Annotated in this window: 17 protein-coding genes, 1 tRNA gene and 1 pseudogene; 12 read left to right on the plus strand and 7 right to left on the minus strand. The window is 61.9% G+C overall.

The window, feature by feature from the left end:
- Positions 1 to 92: 92 nt before the first annotated feature.
- Positions 93 to 2291 carry a TonB-dependent hemoglobin/transferrin/lactoferrin family receptor gene (locus O9Z70_RS15980; RefSeq protein ID WP_286022036.1) on the plus strand — a complete coding sequence of 733 codons (2199 nt, stop codon included), beginning with the start codon at positions 93 to 95 and terminating at the stop codon, positions 2289 to 2291.
- 95 nt (positions 2292 to 2386) lie between these two features.
- Positions 2387 to 3808, plus strand: coding sequence for an ABC transporter ATP-binding protein/permease (locus O9Z70_RS15985; protein ID WP_286020428.1), 1422 nt, complete (start codon positions 2387 to 2389; stop codon positions 3806 to 3808).
- On the opposite strand, the gene istB is transcribed toward O9Z70_RS15985, so the two are convergent.
- On the minus strand, positions 3792 to 4520 hold the full coding sequence (gene istB, locus O9Z70_RS15990) for an IS21-like element helper ATPase IstB (RefSeq protein WP_286021956.1): 729 nt from the start codon (positions 4518 to 4520) through the stop codon (positions 3792 to 3794). The genes O9Z70_RS15985 and istB overlap by 17 nt on opposite strands.
- A complete protein-coding gene (gene istA / locus O9Z70_RS15995; RefSeq protein ID WP_286018323.1) occupies positions 4520 to 6022 on the minus strand; it encodes an IS21 family transposase in 1503 nt (500 codons plus the stop codon). The genes istB and istA overlap by 1 nt, the downstream gene beginning before the upstream one ends.
- A gap of 105 nt (positions 6023 to 6127) precedes the next feature.
- On the opposite strand from istA, the gene O9Z70_RS16000 reads away from it, so the two are divergent.
- The 6 genes and pseudogenes from O9Z70_RS16000 to O9Z70_RS16025 all read left to right on the plus strand — a co-directional run bounded on the left by O9Z70_RS16000 (position 6128) and on the right by O9Z70_RS16025 (position 12147).
- Complete coding sequence (locus O9Z70_RS16000) at positions 6128 to 7390, plus strand: IS1182 family transposase (protein WP_286020429.1); 1263 nt, start codon at positions 6128 to 6130, stop codon at positions 7388 to 7390.
- 274 nt (positions 7391 to 7664) lie between these two features.
- Entirely contained in the window at positions 7665 to 8570 is a 906-nt protein-coding gene (locus tag O9Z70_RS16005) for a tyrosine-type recombinase/integrase (protein ID WP_286020430.1), read from the plus strand.
- A gap of 4 nt (positions 8571 to 8574) precedes the next feature.
- A complete protein-coding gene (locus tag O9Z70_RS16010) occupies positions 8575 to 9774 on the plus strand; it encodes an IS91 family transposase (protein ID WP_286020431.1) in 1200 nt (399 codons plus the stop codon).
- A 496-nt stretch (positions 9775 to 10270) separates the two neighbouring features.
- Positions 10271 to 10786, plus strand: coding sequence for a hypothetical protein (locus O9Z70_RS16015; RefSeq protein ID WP_286020432.1), 516 nt, complete (start codon positions 10271 to 10273; stop codon positions 10784 to 10786).
- Positions 10787 to 10791: 5 nt separating this feature from the next.
- Positions 10792 to 11250: a hypothetical protein gene (locus O9Z70_RS16020; RefSeq protein ID WP_286020433.1), complete on the plus strand. Its 459-nt coding sequence runs from the start codon at positions 10792 to 10794 to the stop codon at positions 11248 to 11250.
- Positions 11247 to 12147 (plus strand): annotated as a pseudogene (locus O9Z70_RS16025) (AbiTii domain-containing protein). The gene O9Z70_RS16020 and the pseudogene O9Z70_RS16025 overlap by 4 nt, the downstream one beginning before the upstream one ends.
- Here the strand turns inward: O9Z70_RS16025 and O9Z70_RS16030 are convergent.
- The 4 genes from O9Z70_RS16030 to O9Z70_RS16045 all read right to left on the minus strand — a co-directional run bounded on the left by O9Z70_RS16030 (position 12140) and on the right by O9Z70_RS16045 (position 16110).
- Complete coding sequence (locus O9Z70_RS16030) at positions 12140 to 12337, minus strand: hypothetical protein (protein WP_286020434.1); 198 nt, start codon at positions 12335 to 12337, stop codon at positions 12140 to 12142. The pseudogene O9Z70_RS16025 and the gene O9Z70_RS16030 sit on opposite strands and share 8 nt — an antisense overlap.
- A gap of 61 nt (positions 12338 to 12398) precedes the next feature.
- Entirely contained in the window at positions 12399 to 12611 is a 213-nt protein-coding gene (locus O9Z70_RS16035) for a hypothetical protein (protein WP_286020435.1), read from the minus strand.
- Positions 12612 to 13069: 458 nt separating this feature from the next.
- Complete coding sequence (locus O9Z70_RS16040; RefSeq protein ID WP_286020436.1) at positions 13070 to 15544, minus strand: hypothetical protein; 2475 nt, start codon at positions 15542 to 15544, stop codon at positions 13070 to 13072.
- A 491-nt stretch (positions 15545 to 16035) separates the two neighbouring features.
- A tRNA-Gly gene (locus tag O9Z70_RS16045) sits at positions 16036 to 16110 on the minus strand.
- Positions 16111 to 16305: 195 nt separating this feature from the next.
- On the opposite strand from O9Z70_RS16045, the gene O9Z70_RS16050 reads away from it, so the two are divergent.
- Genes O9Z70_RS16050 through O9Z70_RS16060 form a run of 3 tightly spaced genes read left to right on the plus strand, consistent with a single transcriptional unit; the run spans position 16306 to position 18145 of the window.
- The gene (locus tag O9Z70_RS16050; protein ID WP_286020437.1) at positions 16306 to 17247 is read left to right on the plus strand and encodes a thioredoxin family protein; all 942 of its coding nucleotides are present in this window, start codon (positions 16306 to 16308) and stop codon (positions 17245 to 17247) included.
- An 8-nt stretch (positions 17248 to 17255) separates the two neighbouring features.
- Positions 17256 to 17915, plus strand: coding sequence for an LON peptidase substrate-binding domain-containing protein (locus tag O9Z70_RS16055; protein WP_286020438.1), 660 nt, complete (start codon positions 17256 to 17258; stop codon positions 17913 to 17915).
- On the plus strand, positions 17915 to 18145 hold the full coding sequence (locus tag O9Z70_RS16060) for a Trm112 family protein (RefSeq protein ID WP_286020439.1): 231 nt from the start codon (positions 17915 to 17917) through the stop codon (positions 18143 to 18145). The genes O9Z70_RS16055 and O9Z70_RS16060 overlap by 1 nt, the downstream gene beginning before the upstream one ends.
- Positions 18146 to 18150: 5 nt before the next feature.
- On the opposite strand, the gene O9Z70_RS16065 is transcribed toward O9Z70_RS16060, so the two are convergent.
- Positions 18151 to 19371, minus strand: coding sequence for an FAD-dependent monooxygenase (locus O9Z70_RS16065; protein WP_286020440.1), 1221 nt, complete (start codon positions 19369 to 19371; stop codon positions 18151 to 18153).
- Between the two features lie 268 nt (positions 19372 to 19639).
- Here O9Z70_RS16065 and O9Z70_RS16070 point away from each other — a divergent pair, with 268 nt between their 5' ends.
- Complete coding sequence (locus tag O9Z70_RS16070) at positions 19640 to 19978, plus strand: P-II family nitrogen regulator (RefSeq protein ID WP_286020441.1); 339 nt, start codon at positions 19640 to 19642, stop codon at positions 19976 to 19978.
- Positions 19979 to 19992: the final 14 nt, after the last annotated feature.

Here is a 19992-nt window from a genome sequence, read left to right on the forward strand (position 1 = left end):
CTTGGGGTGCGCGACCTGCTGCGCCGAGTTTTGGCACACGCTTAGGGCTGCTCGTCACAGCAGGTCTGCTCGCAGGAACGGTGTTGGCGGCAGTGCCCGCCTATGCACAGACGACGCTTTCGAGCGCACAGGTGACGCAACTCAAGCGGCTGACCGTCACCGCGACGCGCCGCGCCGCGCAGGTGCTGGACGTGCCGGCGTCGGTTTCGGTTGTCAGCGCCGAAGATCTTGAAAAGCGCGTCGTGCGCGACATTCAGGATCTGGTGCGCTACCAGCCGGGCGTGTCAGTGGACCGGCAGACGGCAGTCACCAATCCGTTCGGCCAGCTCACCCAGTTCAACATTCGCGGCATGGGCGGCAATCGGGTTCAGATGACCGTGGATGGCTCGCGTGTTCAGGAACGCATCACCGACGGCAGTCGCGATTTTGTCGATCCGTTCAACATGAAGGCGGTCGAGATCGTACGCGGCCCCAATTCGGTTCTCTGGGGTGCAGACGCATTGGGCGGCACCGTCGCCTTCCGCACCAAGGACCCCTCGGACCTTCTCGATGGCCAGGACAAGCCCTGGGCGGTGGAAATCAAGACCAGCTTTGACAGCTTCGACACCAGCTGGAGGAAGCAGATCACCGCTGCCTATGATTTCGGCGATGTGCAGGTACTCGGCAGCTTCGGCAACCTGACCAGCACCGAGCCCAAGGCCATCAAAGCCGATCCTGAAGGTGGCATCTGGGGCTGCCCGCTGCGTCCGGCAAGCTTCCGCTGCGACCGCCTCTTCCCGGCAGATACGTCTGCTTATAATGGCTTGGCCAAGGTGGTCTGGACCCCCAATGCCGATCACGAATTCAAGCTGACCGGCGAATTCTTCGCCCGTGAGACCAATGTCGATCAGCTATGGGACCCGTTTGCGGCTGCCGCTCCCCCGTCTGAATACTATACGTCAGATGCTTATCCGCGCGTTCTCGAGATGTTGCGCTCGCGTCTCGCAGTCTCGCATGACTGGCAGGTCGGGGCTGACTGGCTGGATTCGGTGAAGTGGAACCTGTCCTATTCGCCACAAACGCGCGATATGAAGAGCACAGCGTTCAGGACTTATGCGAACCGCCAGCAGATCGTCGAGCAGATCCGCAATTACAGCGAGAGCTTTCTCGAAGCCGACCTGCAATTGCAATCCTCCTTCGACGCCGGCGACACCTTCCATACGCTGACCTACGGCTTTGATGGCGACATCATGCGCGGCGATTATGTCGGCACGAACTCGACCTACAATTCGCTGACGGGCCTGACGACCGTTCTGGAGAACCAGGGCTTCAGCTTCCCCCGCACCACGACGGCCCGTGCCGACTTCTTCATCCAGGACGAAATCAAGCTATTCGAAGATCGTCTGACCGTTACGCCCGGTATCCGCATCGCCAATTACTACATGGAGCCCGAGGGCGCCTACACCGGTCTGCCGGGCTATACGCCGGGACCAGTCAGTAACACGACGCTGCTGAAGAAATTGTCGGTTTCCTATGAACTCGACGACACTCTCTCGGTGTTCGCCGCCTATGGCGAGGGCTTCAAGATGCCCAATGCCCAGCAATTGTTCCAGTCGAGTCAGGGCATCGGCGCGACGGGATTTGTCAACATTATTCCCAATCCCAACCTGCAACCGGAATCGGTGCAGAATTTTGAGGTTGGTCTGCGCGGCGAGTACGACCAGGGCTGGTTCAGCCTTGGCGGTTTCTATGCCAAATACGACAATTTCATCCGCAGCCTTCAGCCCGTCCCCGGTCAGCCCGACACCTATTGGTCCGACAATGTGGAATCGGTGAATTTGTGGGGCATCGAAGTCGCTGGTGAGTACGAGGTTTATGAGAATATCTTTGCCTCTGCCAATGTGAGCTGGCAGATCGGACGGCAGCAGCTTGCGGCCAATGCGGCGGAAACCGCCTTTGACGGTGCCGTTCCGCTGACCGCCGTGCTCGGCGTTCGCTACGAACTGCCCGAGCATGGTCTCGATTTCGAAGTGCTGGGCACATTCGCCGCCGGCCCGACCGAACGCGCCAGCGCCACGACTTTCAAGCCCGATGGTTACGCCATCTTCGACGCCTTCGGTCGCTGGAAGCCGTCCGAGAACGTCGAGATCAGCTTCGGCGTGCAGAACATCTTCGACACCGCCTATTTCCCCAATACCTTGACCGGCTACGACACGATCCAAGCCGATGACAGAGTCAAGGCGCAGAACCCATTGGAACTTCAGCGCGGCCCTGGCCGCACCTTCAAGGTCGGCACCACCGTCCGCTTCTGATCCGCAATCCCAGGCCGGGGGAACCAGCCCTCCGGCGGCTTTTTCGCGCAATGGGCATGATCATGCTGAAAGTCCTCTCACAATTCTGGCGGCTAATGGCTCTTTGCCTGAAGGGCGATCCCTACAAGCTGGGCCTGGTCCTGTTTGCCGCCGTAGTGGGGCTCGAACTGCTCAGCGTTGCGGTCAGTCTGCGCATCATTCAGTGGACCGGCGATTTCTATGGTGCACTCGAACGCATGGAGGTCAACGAAGCCATCTGGCAGGTCGGGGCCTTCGGTATCATCGTCGCGGCCAATACAGTGCGGCATCTGTGCAGCATGTTCATGCGCAAGCGGCTCGAAATGCGCTGGCGCACGAGCTTGACCGCCAACGCGCTGGACATCTGGTTGAGCAACAAGGCCTTTTGGCATCTGGCTGCGGATGGCAAGGAAGGCATCGACAATCCCGACCAGCGCATCGCCGAGGATTGCATCATCTTTCTGCAGAAGCTGATGGGCGAGGCGCTGGACCTGATTTCCCGGGTGGTCGGCCTTCTCTCCTATATCGTCGTACTCTGGGGCCTGGCGCAATTCCCTCTCTCGCTGGCCTTTATCGGCCTGCCGGTCGAAATCCCGCATTATATGATCTGGGCCGCCTTCCTTTATGTGGCGCTCTCCAGCGTCCTGACTCATCTTCTCGGCAAGCCGCTCAAACCACTTCTGATGCAGCAGCAACGCCGCGAAGCCGATTTCCGCTTCGGCCTTGCCCGCTTGCGCGCCAATACCGATGCGGTGGCTCTGGGCCAAGGCGAAGCGGCCGAACGCCGCGTTCTCGACAAGCGCTTCGACGGCGTCGTGCAGAACTGGCGCAAACTGGTGAACCGCGAACTCATCCTGTCGAGCTTCACCTTCCCATTCAATCATTCCGTCCTGCGCATCCCGCTTTTCGTCGCCCTGCCCGGCTATCTTGCCGGACACGTCGCTTTTGGCGGATTGATGCAGCTGGCCACCGCGTTTTCGAGCGTTGTGACCACACTGTCCTGGTTCATTTTCTCCTATCGCGATCTCGCCGATCTTGTGGCGGCGTCCTCGCGCCTCGACAATTTTCTCGAGGCTGCCAAGCGCGCCGGACGAATCCATGGCGGCCTGACATTGCGGTCGGGCGCGCAGACCGCGACAATCTCCGAGGTCAGTGTGGCCACGCCGGATGGCCGCACCCTGCTTGAGGTGCCGCAAACCTCCCTGGCGCAAGGCGAGGTTATCTGGGTGCGCGGCGCTTCGGGTCTTGGAAAGACCACCCTGTTCAAGGCCCTGGCCGGCCTCTGGCCACATGCCAACGGCCGCTTCGAGACGACTGGCGAGCATCTGTTCATGCCGCAAAAGCCCTATTTTGTCAATCGGCACCGAACTTTGACCCCTTATCGGCGCCCAATATTGACCCCCTTATTGGATGGCTGTGGAGCGGGGCGGATGGCAGAGCTGGTCAGGGTTGCGGCGCTATCCGGCCCGCGGGGGCAGGATGTCAGATACGGTTTTTGAAGCGCCAGCTGTCGTTGCCGGTTTCGACGATATCGCAGTGATGGGTGAGCCGGTCGAGCAGCGCCGTGGTCATCTTGGCGTCGCCGAAGACGGACGGCCATTCCCCGAAGGTGAGGTTGGTGGTGACGATGACCGAGGTCTGCTCGTAGAGGCGGCTGATCAGGTGGAACAGCAACTGGCCTCCTGACTGGGCGAAGGGCAGATAGCCCAGTTCATCGAGCACGACGACGTCCTTGCGGCCCATATAGTCGGCCAGGCGCCCCTGCCGACCGGCGCGGGTCTCTGCCTCGAGCCGGTTGACCAGATCGACGACGTTGAAGAAGCGGCCTCGCGCGCCGTTGCGGATGCAGGCCCGGGCAATGGCGATCGCCAGATGGGTCTTGCCAGTTCCGGTACCACCGACCAGCACCAGGTTACGCTGCATGGCCAGGAAGTTGCCGGCGGCCAGATCGCGCACCAGGGTCTCGTTGATGCCAGTGCCTTCGAAGGTGAAGTCGTCGATGTCCTTGGCCAGGGGCAGCTTGGCGATGGTCATCTGGTACTTGATCGAGCGGGCCTGCTTCTCGGCGATCTCGGAGGTGAGCAGGTCCGAGACGATGCGAGCGGGCTGATGCTCGCGTTTGATCGCCGTGGCGATGATCTCGTCATAGGCGCTCTTCATGCCATAGAGCTTGAGCGTGTTCATGGTGGTCAGGATCTCGGAGCGTTCCATCATATTGCCCTCCTCAGGCTGTCGTAGCGGGAACAGTCGGCCATGGGCTCGACGCGGAGCCGGAGGGCCTGTGGGGTATTGAGGATGGTGACCGGGCTGCGGGGTTCGCGCTGCCGGGCCAGGATGTTGAGCACGATATCGGCGGAGCAGACCCCTTCACGCAGCGCCTCGGCACAGGCCGCCTCGACCGCCGGCAAGCCATCGCTGAGCACGGCGGTCAGGATGGTGACCATCTGCCGGCCCCCATCGGTTGCCGAGCCCAACCGGCGCCGGATCTTCTCGATGCTGGCCGGCAGCACCCAGTCCTTGAAGGGCGCGCCATTGCGCCAGGCGCCGGGCTTGCGCGCCAGCACCGGCACGTAATGCCAGGGGTCATAGACGGTCTGGTCGCGACCGAAGATGCGGGGATGTTCACCCACTGGCCTGCCGTCCTGACGCAGCTCGATCCGATCGGCATAGGCCCGGATCTCGACCGGTCGCCCCACCGCACTGGCCATCACCGAGTACTTGTTGTTATCGAACCGAACCAGGCAGGTCTTGGAGACCGAGGCCGTCACCGCATGGAAGCCGTCGAACCGGCCGGCATAAGGCACCAGACTGCCGCGCTCTGCCTCGAAGGCTTCCCAGATGGTCTGGTCGCGGAACTCGGGATGGCGATGCGCCCGGGCATAGGCAATGGTCTTGTCCAGCAGCAGGGCATTGAGCTCGTCATAGCTGCTCACGCGCAGGCGGGGCGTGAAGAAGCGCTCCCGCACCAGCCCGACCTGGTTCTCGACCTGGCCCTTCTCCCAACCTGAGGCGGGTGTGCAGGCCACAGGGTCGATCAGATAATGCCCGCACATCTGCAGGAACCGGCGATTGTAGACTCGATCCTTGCCCACCAGGATCGTATCGACCGCCGTCTTCATGTTGTCGTAGATGCCGCGCGTGCAGGTGCCCTTGAAGAAGGCGAAGGCCCGATCATGAGCGTCGAACACCATCTCCTGGGTCTCGCGTGGATAGGCCCGCACGAACAGCATCCGGCTATGGCAGAGCCGGACATGGGCGACCTTGACCGTCACCGTGGTGCCGTTGATCAGCACCACGTCGTGGCTCCAGTCGAACTGGTAGGCCTCGCCCGGCGCAAAGCTCAGCGGCACGAAGGCGGATGCAACCGTAGCGGAGCGATCCTGATCCCAGTTCCGGGCATAGCGACGAACTGCATCGTAGCTGCCCGAATAGCCCAGTCCCGTGAGTTCCTCGAACACCCGGATCAGCGTCAGCCGCTCACGCGCAGCCTTCCCTTCATTGGCCAGCAATAGCTTATCCAGATCCCCCTGCCACGGACCGATCCGGGGCAGCGGCTGCTTCTCACGCTCATAGGAAAAGCTCGTCTCACCCGACCGGATGATCTTGCGCACCGTGTTGCGCGCAACATGCAACTCCCGCTCAATCTGCTTGATGGACTTGCCCTGCACAAAATATGCCCGACGAACCCGTGCAATCGTATCCACGCACTTCATCCCCCAACCGCCTATCCCAAACCAAAGGACGGACAGTCTGCCTAAAACACAAAATGGGGGGTCAATATTGGACGCCGATTACCCCCGGTAAGGGGTCAAATTTGCATGCCGAAACACACGATGCTCAGGCTCTACGTCTATGGCTACCTTCATCAGCTGACGTCGAGCCGGAAGCTCGAGCGTGAGGCAGGCCGCAATATCGAGCTGATGTGGCTGGTTGGCAAGCTGGTGCCGGACTTCAAGACCATCGCCGACTTCCGCCACGACAACCCTGTTGCCATCCAGATCGCATGCCAGCGCTTTGTTGCCATTTGCCGCGCGCTTGGCCTGGTTGGCGGGGGCATGGTTGCCATTGACGGTTCGCGGCTTCGGGCCGTGAACACGCACGAGAAGAACTACACCAAGGGCAAGCTTGCGCGCCGGAAGGCCCATGTCGAAGAGAGCATCGCCCGCTATCTTGCCGAGCTCGAAGAAGCCGACAGGGCAGACACAGGCCCGGCGACCCCACGGATCGATCACCTGACGGAGCGGTTGGCGGCGCTGCGTGGGCGCCTCGGTGAACTTGAGGAGATTGGCCGGCAGTTGGAAGCCGCGCCTGACGGGCAGATCTCGCTGACCGATCCAGATGCACGCGCCATGGCAACCGGCAGCGATCATCGCGGCGTCGTTGGCTACAACGTCCAGGCGGCCGTTGACACCAAGCATCATATCGTCGTCGCCAATGCGGTGACCAACCGCGGCCATGACCGCTCCCATCTGCTGGAGATGGCCAAGGCTGCACAGGCCGAGACGGGCGCTGCCGGGATGATCGCCCTTGCCGATCGCGGATACTATGAGGGCGAGCAGATCCGCTCCTGCGCCCAAGCCGGCATCATCCCCATGGTGCCCAAGCCGAATACGTCACCGGCGCAGGCGCGTGGCTTTTGGGGCAAGGCCATGTTCGTGCATGAGCCTGAGACCGACACCTATCGGTGCCCCGCCGGCCAGCAGTTGCAGAAGCGCTTCGCCCGAGTGGAGGGCGGCAAGCTCATCAGCGTCTACTTCAACCAGAAGGCCTGCAGCGCATGCCCCTCGCGTCCCCTGTGCACGGCGGGCAAGGAAAAGCGCATCCGACGGTGGGAGCACGAGGCCGTGCTCGATGAGATGGAGCGCAGGTTCGACGCAATGCCCGAGGCGATGGCGGTCCGGCGCTGTACGGTCGAGCACGTCTTTGGCACCATCAAGGGCTGGATGGGCGCTACCCACTTCCGAACGCGTGGCCTCAAGAACGTTGCCACTGAAGCAAGCCTGACCGTCCTGGCCTACAACATCAAGCGGGCCATCGCCGTCGCCGGCGTTGCATCCACCCTCAAGGCAATAGAGGGCTGAACCGAGCCGACGCGCGCTGGCCCAAACTATACTGACGCGACAAGCTCAGCGAGTTCTCACACAGCCTCGGGCCGGGAGCAGTCTGCCCGCTTCTGGTGCCATAGATCAAAAGCTGCAGTTGACCTGGGCGCATCAGCACGGCGGCTTCCGACCCCATGCACTAACCCGCTCCGCGGGAGGGTGTGCGCTGCTGGTTCAGCGTCGTCGTTTAAGCCTTTGAGCGGCTGCGGTCGCAGTCGGACCATGGAGTTTCTTTCAACGAGAGGAACTCCCCATGATTACGTCACCGACGGCCGCTCCCGCCACTCCGCTTCGCCAGCGCATGCAGCAGGACATGCTGATGCGCGGTCTGGGCTGGCACACCCAGCAAGACTACATCCGGCACGTTCGGGGCTTTGCTGCGTTTCTGGGCCGCACACCCGATACCGCCACGCCCGATGATATCCGCCGCTTCCAGCTGCACCAGCATGAAAGTGGTGTCAGTCCTTCCACGATAAACGGCGCGGTCTCGGCTTTGCGCTTCCTGTTCGACGTGACGCTGAAGCGGCGGGATCTGTCGCGGGCCCTGGTGATCACCCGCTATCAGCGCCAGCTGCCCGACGTGCTCAGCATCGAGGAAGCGGCCCGGCTGCTCGAGGCGGCGCCAAGCATCAAGTACAAGGCTGCACTCGGGGTCGCCTATGGCGCAGGCCTGCGCGTCTCCGAGGTGGCCCACCTCAAGGTCGACGATATCGACAGCGCCCGGATGCTGATCCGGGTCGAACAGGGCAAGGGCCGCAAGGATCGCAATGCCATGCTCTCGCCTCAGCTGCTTGACCTGCTGCGACTGTGGTGGCGCGAGGGCAAGCAGCGGGGCGTCATGCTGCCCCATGGCTGGCTGTTTCCGGGGCGCTCGCGCACGGATCCGATCTCGTCGCGGCAATTGCATCGCGCGGTGCAGGAAGCGGCCGAAGTCGCCGGCATCCGCAAACGGGTCAGCCCGCATACCTTGCGGCACAGCTTTGCCACGCACCTGCTGGAGCAGGATGTCGATATCCGGGTCATCCAGGTGCTGCTCGGGCACTCCAAGCTAGAGACGACCGCGCTCTACACCAAGGTCTCGACCCGCACGATCCAGGCGGTCGCCAGTCCCCTCGACCGGCTGATGGCCCTGATGGAGGACAAGCCTCCACCCGCCTGACCCGGTGCGCGCCACCATTGAGGTCGCCGATATCTTCCGGGCCGCCGGTCCTGCCTATCGCGCTGCCCATGCCGGACACCTGAGCCTCAGCCACCTCAAGGTCATGTCGGCAATCGAGACCTGTCGCACCGCTGCCCTGGGTGGTCACGTCGAAGCCTGTTCCGACTGCGGGCATCAGCGTATCGCCTATAACTCGTGTCGCAACCGGCATTGTCCCCGGTGCCAGGGTGCCGCGGCACGCACCTGGCTGGAGCAGCGCGAAGCCGACCTGCTGCCGGTTGGCTACTTCCATGTCGTCTTCACGCTGCCCGCCGAGATCGCCGACATCGCCTTCCACAACAAGGCGCTGATCTATGACCTGCTGTTCAAGGCGGCGTCCGAGACCATGCTGACCATCGCCGCCGATCCCAGGCACCTGGGTGCCCGCATCGGCATCACCGCAGTGCTCCACACCTGGGGCTCGGCCATGACCCACCATCCCCATATCCACATGATCGTGCCGGGTGGCGGCATCGCGCCGGATGGTCGGTGGATATCATCGCGACCAGCCTTTCTGCTGCCGGTCAGGGTGCTCGGCGCGCTGTTCCGGCGGCTGTTCATCACCCGGCTGCTCGACCTCCATGGTGCCAGAAAGCTCGCTTTCTTCGGACAGATGGCAGGGCTCAGCGACCGGCGTACCTTCATCCGCCACCTTGCTCCGGTCCGCAGAAAGCGCTGGGTGGTTTATGCCAAGCCGCCCTTTGCTGGGCCCGAGGCGGTGCTCGCCTATCTCTCGCGCTACACCCATCGCGTGGCGATCTCGAACAGCCGCCTCATCGCCTTCGACGGCAATGAGGTGACCTTCCGCTACAAGAACTATCGCTGCTCCGGCGCCGAAAGGCAGCGCGTCATGACTCTGGTCGCCGACGAGTTCATCCGCCGCTTCCTGATCCACGTTCTGCCACGCGGGTTCCACCGCATCCGGCACTACGGTCTGCTCGCCAGCTCCGCCCGCAAGGACTGCCTCGTCCAGGCCCGCGACATGCTGGGGGTGGCGCCGGCGACGGACGAACCGCCGACCGCCGAGACTTCAGACCAGCGCCCGCCTTGTCCCTACTGCGGTGGCACCATGGTGATCATCGAGACCTTCGCTGCATGGTGCCAACCGCGGGCCCCGCCGACCGCCCGACCATCAACCCGGGAGACCGTCCATGACCCGGCATGACCTGCCTGTTCAAACGGCAGCGACGCATCGCTGGCCGACGGGATGGTTCGCGCCAGGCGCTCCAGCGACCATCATCATGCACGCCGATCTCACCACTATCGTCGCCGCTGAGGCTCAAATGCTGCCCGGACCACGTCCACCTGGCCAACGCGCCACGCCATATGCCGCAGTTGCGGCCGGCACTTGATCAGGCCAAATCTGAAAACCCCATAGCCAGCGCATGCGGACCGCGGGTTCCTGCATGGGTGGCTTTGCGACGCCAAACGGCATCCCAAACCCTTCACCAATACAGACATCTATGTCGTAATTAAATCGGCCCAAGAGCCGACATGCTTACCCCTTGGTGAAGCAGCAATGTCTGTTGCTTGCGAATACGCGCGGCTCCGCTTTTGCCGGATGGTCCGCGCCGAGGTCGTTGCAAAAAAGGGATAATCGGGCTGGCGGTGGACGAGTGGATGCCGCTAGAACAGGGATAAATATTCGAGGGAGCGAGGACTTGAGGGGCACAAGGGCAATATTCGCGTCGATTGCGCTGGCCGCGATGACGGGCCAGACGATGGCAGGCGGTATGCTGTGCATTCCGCAGACATCTACCGGCTATAGTCGCGATGGCGATGTCTGGAAGGCTGGGCAATTCGACGTGGCGCCGTTCTTCATCCAGGAACTGGACGAGACTGACGAGATCGCCGGCATCTGTTTTCGGATGCTCCGCGCCGAGGGTGCCACGATCGAGGTTCCGGCGAACGAGGTCTACGGCCTTTCGTTCAGCTGCTTCGCGCGTCACGAAGTGGACCAGACTCCCACGCTGGCCGAGGTGTCGCGCTGCATGGTGGTCTCCACGCTGGGCAAGATCACGGATATCATATGCGATGGATTCCGGCTATCGAGCCTGTCGGCCACTCCGGGAGGCGAGTTCATGGAGACGCCGTCGCCGCTGGCGAAATCCGACGCAGTCGACAACGCCGGCCCCATCGTCATGACATTAGGGAATTGCTCGGAGTGGGTGAAATGAGGACCATGGCGACACTACTGGCCACAGCTGTCCTGACGATGCCTACGCTGGCGGCGACGTCGCTGTGTGTCGAGGACGCCGCTACCGGATTCAACTGGGAAAACGGTAAATGGGTGCAGTCCAACTTTTTCACGGCGTCGTACATCATCAGGCCAATCGCCGAGAGCGAGACGATCGGGCGGTACTGCCGGGAAGCGATCGCAGAAAGCTCCGACAAGCGGCAGGCATGCTACGCACGCTATGAAGTCGGCGAGACACCGGGGTCCAGTGACGTGACACAGTGCACCGAATTCCCGCTGAACGGGACGGAAACCAACTTCGTCCGCTGCGACAAGGCCTACGCGCCTTACAATTTCGAGCCCAGCGGCGAGTTCACATTGACGCGCATCAACGCGCTGCGCGCCGACGACTATAGGGACAGCCTCGCAATCGCTGTCGGTAAGTGCAGCGTGGTGGCGCCATGACACTGCTGGACGGGATAATTCAGAGTGTCACTGAGACCAAGGAGCCGATCGCGGACATCCTGCGGCGCTGCCTGGTCCTCGCCCATAAGCTCAAGAACGATGCGTTCAAGGCCTGGGTAGAGAGAGCTTAACGGATACCCCGCAGACGCAGAGCTGCCCGATTATCGGAAGGCGACAGGCACAGCCATCGGGCATTTCGCGGGCCCACTGGGTGCCCGGATATCAAATCAGCCGCTTCTTTCGATGGTGATGAAGGAGCAGTTCCAGCATCTGGCGCGGGATATCGAGCTGCGGCAGCAGATAGCCGCGTACCAGGATGCCGACTTGACCGGCACCTACCGGCAGCCATGGCCGCAAGATGTGGTCGTCATCCACCAAAGCTCGTTCTTCCACGGTTACACGCTAGTCTCCGCTTGGATGCCCATCCCGGGAAGCCTCATGGCGGGAATGGTCGACAATGTCCGAACCAGGGTCCTCACATTCGCGCTCGAGATACAGTCCGAGCTGCCCGACGACACCGAACAGGCGGTCAAGGAACTGCCTTCTGAAAAGGTACAGCACTTGGTCCAGTACATCATATACGGCGGCAATAACAATTTCGGCGACAATGGCACTATCAACGCGAACACCGTCATCGCCGGCGACATGGACAGCCTCAAGAACGCCCTTGCCGGGCTGGGCCTTACGGCTGATGACGCCGACGAGCTGAAGGCCGCCGTTGAGGCTGACGAGAAGGAAGACGGAAAACACAAGGGCCTCGGTAAACGCGCCCTGGAATGGGTTGGCAAGGCTGCCGTGGCCACGGGAAAGGCCGGCGTGAAGATAGGCAGCGACGTGGCAACCGCCACGCTCACTGCCATTGCTATGAAGTATGCGGGGATACCGCCTGCTAGTTGATGTCAGCCCGGTCTATATGCGGAAACCGCTGCATGTGACTGACGATGGCACCGACCAGCCTTTTCTGGGCTGGTGAATTCGGTGTCATCGGCAACGCGGTATAGACCTGCAGCACGGTTTTGAGGCTGCCGTCCTGCTGGGTTTCGAGATGGGTGAAAGCGGCTCTCGCCAGGTAGTGTGTGAACATCATAAATCTCCTATCGGTTGTGTTCACACCTATTTATGCGCGCGACGATTTCGACCTGGCCGAATTAAAACGACCGCGATTTCACCCTGCCGGTGCCGAAGCGCAGCTTGCCTGACGGCCCCACCTGCAGGCCGCCCGACCGCTGGAGACCGGACTTTTTCGGTTGTTCAGCATCGTGCTGAACATCATCGTCCAACTCGGCCGCGACCGTTCCGGTGACCACGGGCTTGTCTATCAGCTTTGCCTTACCCACTTTTCCGAGAGTTGTCTCGTGCAATACGCGATGGATCCGAGCATTGGGGGTAATCTTGCAAGATGCAGGCACGGGGGACCCCGTCATTCAACTTCCAGAGCGCGTGCCTATCGAAGGGAAACTTTGAAGGAGATTGGCGAAGGAACCCGTTCTAAGCGTCTCCAATTTTGCTAATACTAAGAACATCTTTCTTAGCGACGCGGACAACTACCGCGTCCTAGCTAGCCACGAATTTATTGAAGTGGCGGCTGAGCTAGGCTCCATGCCGCCGTGTCTGGTATTGCGGCCTGGCCGCTGTAAGCGGCCGGTCCGCTCCCCACCCCGGTGTTGCCAGTCAGCCATCGACCCCATTTCGGTCGTTCAGCACCCGCTTTCACTAGGACCGCTTTTAGCCGAAGCGGACTTGCCATTCCAGAATAGGACCGCCGAGTTGCCGATACTGGAAAGGCGGGCCCGATGTCGTTGATCCCGCCTTGCAATGGCTATTCGCCTAGAGCACGCGCTCTGATTAACCTAGTCAGACGCGCACGCTGATCAGGCAGACTCCGTTCCGCGAACCGCTCTGCCCAGTATCCCTGCATGCCCAAGTAGCGCGCTAACGTCAGATCGGAGAGTTCGTGCAGGTCGGACTCGTCGTAAACCGAATGCACGCGTTCACCGTCCTGCTCCTGCCACGCCTGGAAAATCCCGTATCCGGCAAATAGTTCTGTCCCTGTCAGCACCACCAGCGGATTGCAGGCATGGCCACGAAATACGTCGCGTCGTCCCCACAGCGCAAGGCCGCGTAAGACCGCCAGTTCCTGCGGCATGTACTCGGATATGTGGCGGAGCGATGAAACAACCATCACTGAGCCAGGAAACCGTGCGGCGACCTGCCTCAGCCCATCGACCGTTTTCGCGTCGAACGCGCCGCGCCCAAAGCTCTTTGCCTCGCCGAACACCAGCAGTGGCTCTTCGCGTTCGTCGCGGAGGATACCGTCGCGACGATGCCATCCGATGAAGTCGACCTCTCTGTTGAGCTGCCGAAGACGAAGGCCCGTGGACCAGGTCATCTCGGCGTGGTTGGGATGAGCCAAAGCCCGCAGGGTTAGGGCCACAGCATATCCGCCGCCAGCGTAGTCAGGCGCAGCGAACGGGCCGATGACGCGGTAGAACCAGTTCACCCGGTTTAGGGCCTCCGGCGTCTGGGCGAAGTCGAACTGGTTCAGGCAGCGCGTGCAGGTCGGGCGATAGGTCAGCGAGTCGAGGTCGTACCAGTTCTGGTACTGGCAGACCGGACATTGCACCCTCAGACCAGCCCGAAAGACGTTGGCCTTAAGGTATCGTTCCAGCCCATTCCAGAGACCGAACGCACCCTTAGCGCGTGCGTCGAAGTGCTCTTTGATGACACCGACGTGTTTCGCGCGGTCCGGAACTGTAGAGATCACGCGCTTGTCGCCGCGGCTGACCTCGGCATGGTTCTCGGCCATCTCGCCCAGCAGCTCGATGGTTCTGCGATCAGCGAATATTGCCGCTTGCGCAATGCCGCCCACGGCAGCAATGACCTGAGCGGCGACTTGGCCTTCAGAAGATGGTTGGGCCTCGATGCCTTGGGACTTCAGCCAACCAACTATCGCATCGCGCCCGTTTTCCGGACGCACCAGCGAGTAATCGATGGGGTGTTCCTTGGCGAGCACCCAGCCCTCACGGCCTATCCGCAACGTATCGCCCGTAGCCAGACGGGGATACTCGGGCGACCAGAGATTGGATGGGTACACCGTCGCCGCCTCGTCGCCGTACACGGAAGAGCCAGTGGCGATGACATTGACCCAGCGCGCGCGCCGGTAGGTCTTCGTGGCATTCACAAAGCCCGGCATGGGCGCGGGCAGCTTGACGTACCGATCCGGGCTCAGCGTCTCGTCGAATGACGCCGTTGCGGCGGACACAAGTATCTTATCCTCGCGCGGTCCGTGGTTCCGCCGGGAATGCGCTGAAAGCGTCGGCATATGAGCGCCAACTACAGACCAATCCGGCAGCCGGGAGAAATGCTCCGTCCAAAGCGCCTTGCGCCGCTCCTCGGAGATCGACGTTCCAAAGACCAGTGTCGTGTGAAACTTTATACCCGACGGGTTGCCGGGGATTGGCCGGAAGGTTTCGAGGATGCGCTCGCGGACAAAGTCGCGATGTTCGGCCAGCCATTCGACATTAATCGGCGTGACATGCCGCTCGACCAGCCGGAAATTCCAGTAGTCGATGGCATCGCCCGCGTTCTTCGGATCGAAAATGAAGAACGTGTCGTCGCGGCCGCCGCGACCCAGCGACTCTTCCAGTCCATGTCGAGTGATCCACAGCGGACCGGCGTTTCCCTCGCGAACGAATTTAAGCGCGGCATCCGCGTTAGCTACTAAAGGCTCGGCCGAGAACACTTCCTTGTATGCGTGCCGAGTTTCGTCGAGCGCCTCGTCGAGTGGGTACCTTCCGCCGACAAGATCAAAGAACGCGTCTCCGTCGCTCTCATCGACAATCGAGAATGACCGCTTGCGCCGTCGCTCGTACTTGAACTCCCGATCGTATAACTCCTGCATGACCTCAAGAATGTCGATGCCTGCCGAAAAATTCACGCGACCACGTTCGTCGACCTCGAAGAATTGCTCCAAGGACACGACACGTGGCAGACCCATGTGGAACGGCGTATCCTTCCAGCCCAGTTGTTCCGCCATGCCGGGTACAGCTTCGACCAGGGTGTCGGGCTCGAAAAAATCTATGTATCCCCTTGCGACATCGAGACCTTTGGTCAGACTGTGCGGCGCAGTCCAGTGCTCGCCGCCATTCTCGAAGAACGGGATGATGGGGCAGTATCTGCCGCCCCAGACGCAGGCGGCGAGCCTTGCCACGCGCGAGACAACCGAAAGGTCGTTCGGTGGAACCAGAAATCCCAAACGCACAGGGCGAAGATTGACAGATCCCGTGAGACGCATTTTTCAACATTCAAAGAGAGATTGACGCCGCTTTTCGACAATATCTCCCTTCTCTACCACGAATACTGGTCAGACGAGTCCGATCTCCGGGGCGGGGCTTCGCACAATCCCCGGTGCACGTGGGCGAGGCGTCGCCACCACCTAGCACGAAGATGGCAAGGGAACGGACGCGACCGAGGAGACGATTGCGAGGATGCGTGCCGCCCAATGCCGACATGAAGGATCGCGAGCGGCAGGAGCACCCTTGGCCGGATGTCCTCTTTTGGCGCAAAGCTGGGGTAAGCGCGTCGAAAGCTGCCTGTCCGTATCCCACCCCTTTGACGCCATCGGCGCACGAGAGTGCCATCAAAGCGGCACGATCGTACTATGGGGCCGCCATTGCCACGGCTCAGTTCCCTCACTTTCGGTGGTAGCTCGGTGGTTGCTCGAACAAAAAAGAAAGGCCGCCCGAAGGCGGCCTCTATATAAGTCCTTGATTTCCTTTGGAAATCTGGAGCGGGCGATGGGATTCGAACCCACGACCCTAACCTTGGCAAGGTTATGCTCTACCCCTGAGCTACACCCGCGCTCCATGTCGCTGCCCTTGGCAGGGCGGTGACGCGCGCCTATATGCCCAATCGCCGGACCGATTGCAACCCAGTTTTTCCTGGCGCCGTCATCTTCTCTCGCGCCTGTGGGAAAGAAGGCTTGCCACCGGCGGCCCGCTGGGCCCAAAAAGGCCGCATAGAACAAGAACCGAACACGACCGAGAGCCGCTAGCGATGACTGTTTCCCTCAATGGCGCCCCAGCAGCCGCGCCCAATCCCGCCGACCTCGTCCGTGATGGCAGCGATGCCGGCTTCAAGGCCGATGTTATCGACGCCTCCGCCGAGGTGCCGGTGCTGGTCGATTTTTGGGCCCCCTGGTGCGGTCCTTGCAGGCAGCTCGGCCCGGCCATTGAAAAGATCGTGGCCGAGAAGGCCGGGCAGATTCGTCTGGTCAAGATCAATATCGACGAACATCCCCAGATCGCCGGGCAATTGGGCGTACAATCCATTCCGGCGGTCTTCGCCTTTGCCGGCGGCCGTCCGGTCGATGGCTTTATGGGCGCCATGCCGGAGGGCGAGGTGCGCCGCTTTGCCGAGCGGGTGATTGCGGCCGCGGGCGCGCCGGAGCCGGCAGCCGATTCTCTCGAAGGTCAGATTGCCGAGGCTCTCGACATGGCCAATGCGGCGCGCGATGCGGGCGAGCTGGGCCAGGCCGCGCAGATTTATGGCATGATCCTGCAGCGCGTGCCCGACCACGCCGAAGCCCTGATCGGGCTGGCCGGGGCCTATATGGGCGCCGAGGAGATCGATCAGGCCAAGGCCACTCTCGATCTGCTGCCCGAAGACCAGCGCAGCGGCGATGCTTATCTGGCCTTAACCAATGCCATTCGCCTGCGGGAAGAGGCGGCCGGGCTGTCCGAGGCGTCGGCGCTGGAAGCGGCCGTCGCCGCCGACCCCGACAATCATCAGGCGCGCTTCGAGCTGGCGCTCGTTCTCAATGCCGAGGGCAAGAGGCTGGAGGCAGCCGAAGCGCTGGTGGCGATCATCAGGCGCGATCGCGCCTGGAACGAGGACGGCGCCCGCAAGAAGCTGCTGGAACTCCTCGAAGCCTGGGGGCCCAAGGACCCCGCCACGCTCAAGGGCCGGCGCCTACTCTCGACGGCCCTGTTCTCATAAGGCCGGTAATGTCCAAACGTCCCAGCCAGCCATCCGAAGTCCCGAGCCGGGTTCCGCTCTTTCCCTTGAGCGGGGCATTGCTCCTGCCGTTTTCGCATCGGCCGCTCAATATTTTCGAAGCGCGCTATATCGACATGGTCGACGCGGTCCTGGGCGGCGATCGGCTGATCGGGCTCATTCAACCCGAAAATATCTCCGAAGAAAGCCCCAAAGACGCCGCGCCATTACAGGATATCGGCTGCCTGGGCCGCATTACCCATTTCGAGGAAAGTGGCGATGGGCGCTATTTCATCATCCTCGAAGGGGTCACCCGCTTTCGGCTGGTGCAGGAGCTGGAGACCTCCACTTCCTTCCGCCAGGCTGAAATCAGCGTGGATGATTTCGCCGGCGATTTTACCCGCAATTTCGGTGAGGCGGAGGTCGATCGCCGCCGTTTTGTGCGGATGATGCGCGATTATGCCGAATTCGCCAATATCGATCTCAACTGGGAGGAGATCGAGAATACCGGCACCGCCGATCTGGTCAATTTCTGCTGCATGGTCTCGCCCTATGGCGCGGCGGAAAAGCAGGTTCTGCTGGAGGCGCCGACATTGGAGGCGCGGGCCGAAACCCTGATTGCCATGACCGAATATGAAATGGCGCGGGGCACCGCCGCGCCGCTCAATTAATGACCGGGGCCGAAAACCGCCGGCACAAGCTTGATCCGCTTGTGCTTGAAATGCTGGTCTGTCCGCTGACCAAGACCAGACTGACGCTGTCGGCGGACCGAACCGAACTGGTCTCGATCGCGGCCCGTCTGGCCTTTCCCATTACCAGCGGCGTACCGCTGCTCAGCCTGGAAGAAGCGCGTCCTATCGATCCCGACGAATTGGCGCGGATCACGCATCGGCTGCATTAGCGGCGCTATATCGGCAAGCCGTTGAGCAGGCGCGGCCCGGACGTCGCCGAGGCGGCGCGGATCAACGCCGATTTGACCGGGCCGGCGCGGTCCACCAGACCCAGCCCGAAATCGCGCAGGGCCCGGATTGGTGCGGCATCGTTGGAAAACAATCGGTTCATCCCGTCGGTGACCAGGGCCATGGCCGCGGTATCGAGCCGACGCCAGGACTGGTAGCGTTCCAGAATATCGGTGCCACCATGGTCGAGCCCCAATCGCATGGCCTCCACCACCACTTCCGTCAGCGCCGCCACGTCTTTCAGGCCCAGATTGAGGCCTTGCCCGGCGACCGGATGCACGACATGGGCTGCGTCTCCGACCAGCGCCAGGCGCGGCCCGACAAAGCTGCGCGCCAATTGCAGCCGCAGGGGAAAGCCCATCAGCTTGTCTTCCAGCGTGACCGCGCCCAGGGTTGATCCCATCACGGCTTCGATTTCCATGCCGAGCTCTTCCGCCTCCATGGCGAGAAAGCGCGGAGCGCTCGCCGCCGCTTCGGCCCAGACCAGCGAGGAGCGATTGCCGGGCAGCGGCAGGCTGGCAAAGGGGCCGGCGGGGCGGAAATGCTCATAGGCGATGCCCTCATGTGGCATTTCATGGGCAATCGTCGCCACCAGCCCGATCTGCCGGTAATCATGCGCGAACGTGCCGATATTGGCGCGCTGGCGCAGACCCGATTGCGCGCCATCCGCCGCGATGATGAGCGGCGCCGCAAGCGTCCTGCCATCGGTCAATATCAACTGCGCCAATGCCCCGGCGCCGCTCCAGCCGGCGATTTCGGCAGGCGCCACCATCTCGAACAGGCCTTCGGTGTGCTTGAGCAGGGTGGCGCCGCTCGCCTGATTGGGCACCATATGGGCAAAGGGCTCGCCCGGTGCCACCTCGCCGTCGAATTGCAGCAGCAGGGGCCGCGTCAGATCGCCCGAGCCGGAATCGGTAATGCGCATCGCCGCTATGGGCTGGGAATGCGCCTCCATTTCCTGCCAGACGCCGAGGGTCTCGAAGAGGCGGCGTACACCGGCGGCGATGGCCGAGGCTCGATTGTCGCGCGGCATACCCAATGGTCGCCGATCCACCAGCGCCAGCCTGATGCCGGGCGCCGAACGTGCCAGCGTCAGCACCAGTGTCAGCCCGACCGGGCCGGCCCCGACGATGATGACGTCAAATCGCGCCGTCGGCGTCTTGTTCATGGCGGCACTCCTTCATGGCCCCGTTTTCCGCCCGGATGACGACGAAAGCAAGTGTACGGCTTGCCGCGGATCGCTTGCGCAAAAATTGTGCGATTTTTCAAAAATGCACGTCGATTATGCATGGCCTGCTCTGACACAGACTAGGTCCGGGAGCACCGGCTTCTCGAAGTTATTGTTCAATAAGGCTTTTTATCGATCCGGGCCCGTCTGGCACAGCTCTTGAATCTGGTCTTGCTGTCTATCAAGGCAAGACAAGAAAGGGGCTGCCATGAAACTGGTGGTTGCGATCATCAAACCCTCCCGGCTCGAAGAAGTGCGGCAGGCGCTTAATTCGCTCGACGTGCACGGCATGACCGTCACCGAGGCGAAAGGCTACGGCCGGCAAAAAGGTCATTCCGAAATCTATCGCGGCACGGAATATGCCGTGCATTTCCTGCCCAAGCTCAAGGTCGAGATCGCTGTCGACGACGACCTCGCCGATTCCGTCAGCATGTCCATTCGCGACGCCGCCCAGACCAGCCGCATCGGCGACGGCAAAATCTTCGTGCTCGACCTGCTTGCCGTCACCCGTATCCGCACCGGCGAAACCGGCGCCGCGGCGCTTTAAGCCGCCTTCCCATT

Source organism: Devosia sp. YIM 151766 (assembly GCF_030285925.1).
In the GTDB taxonomy this organism is placed as follows: Bacteria; Pseudomonadota; Alphaproteobacteria; order Rhizobiales; family Devosiaceae; genus Devosia.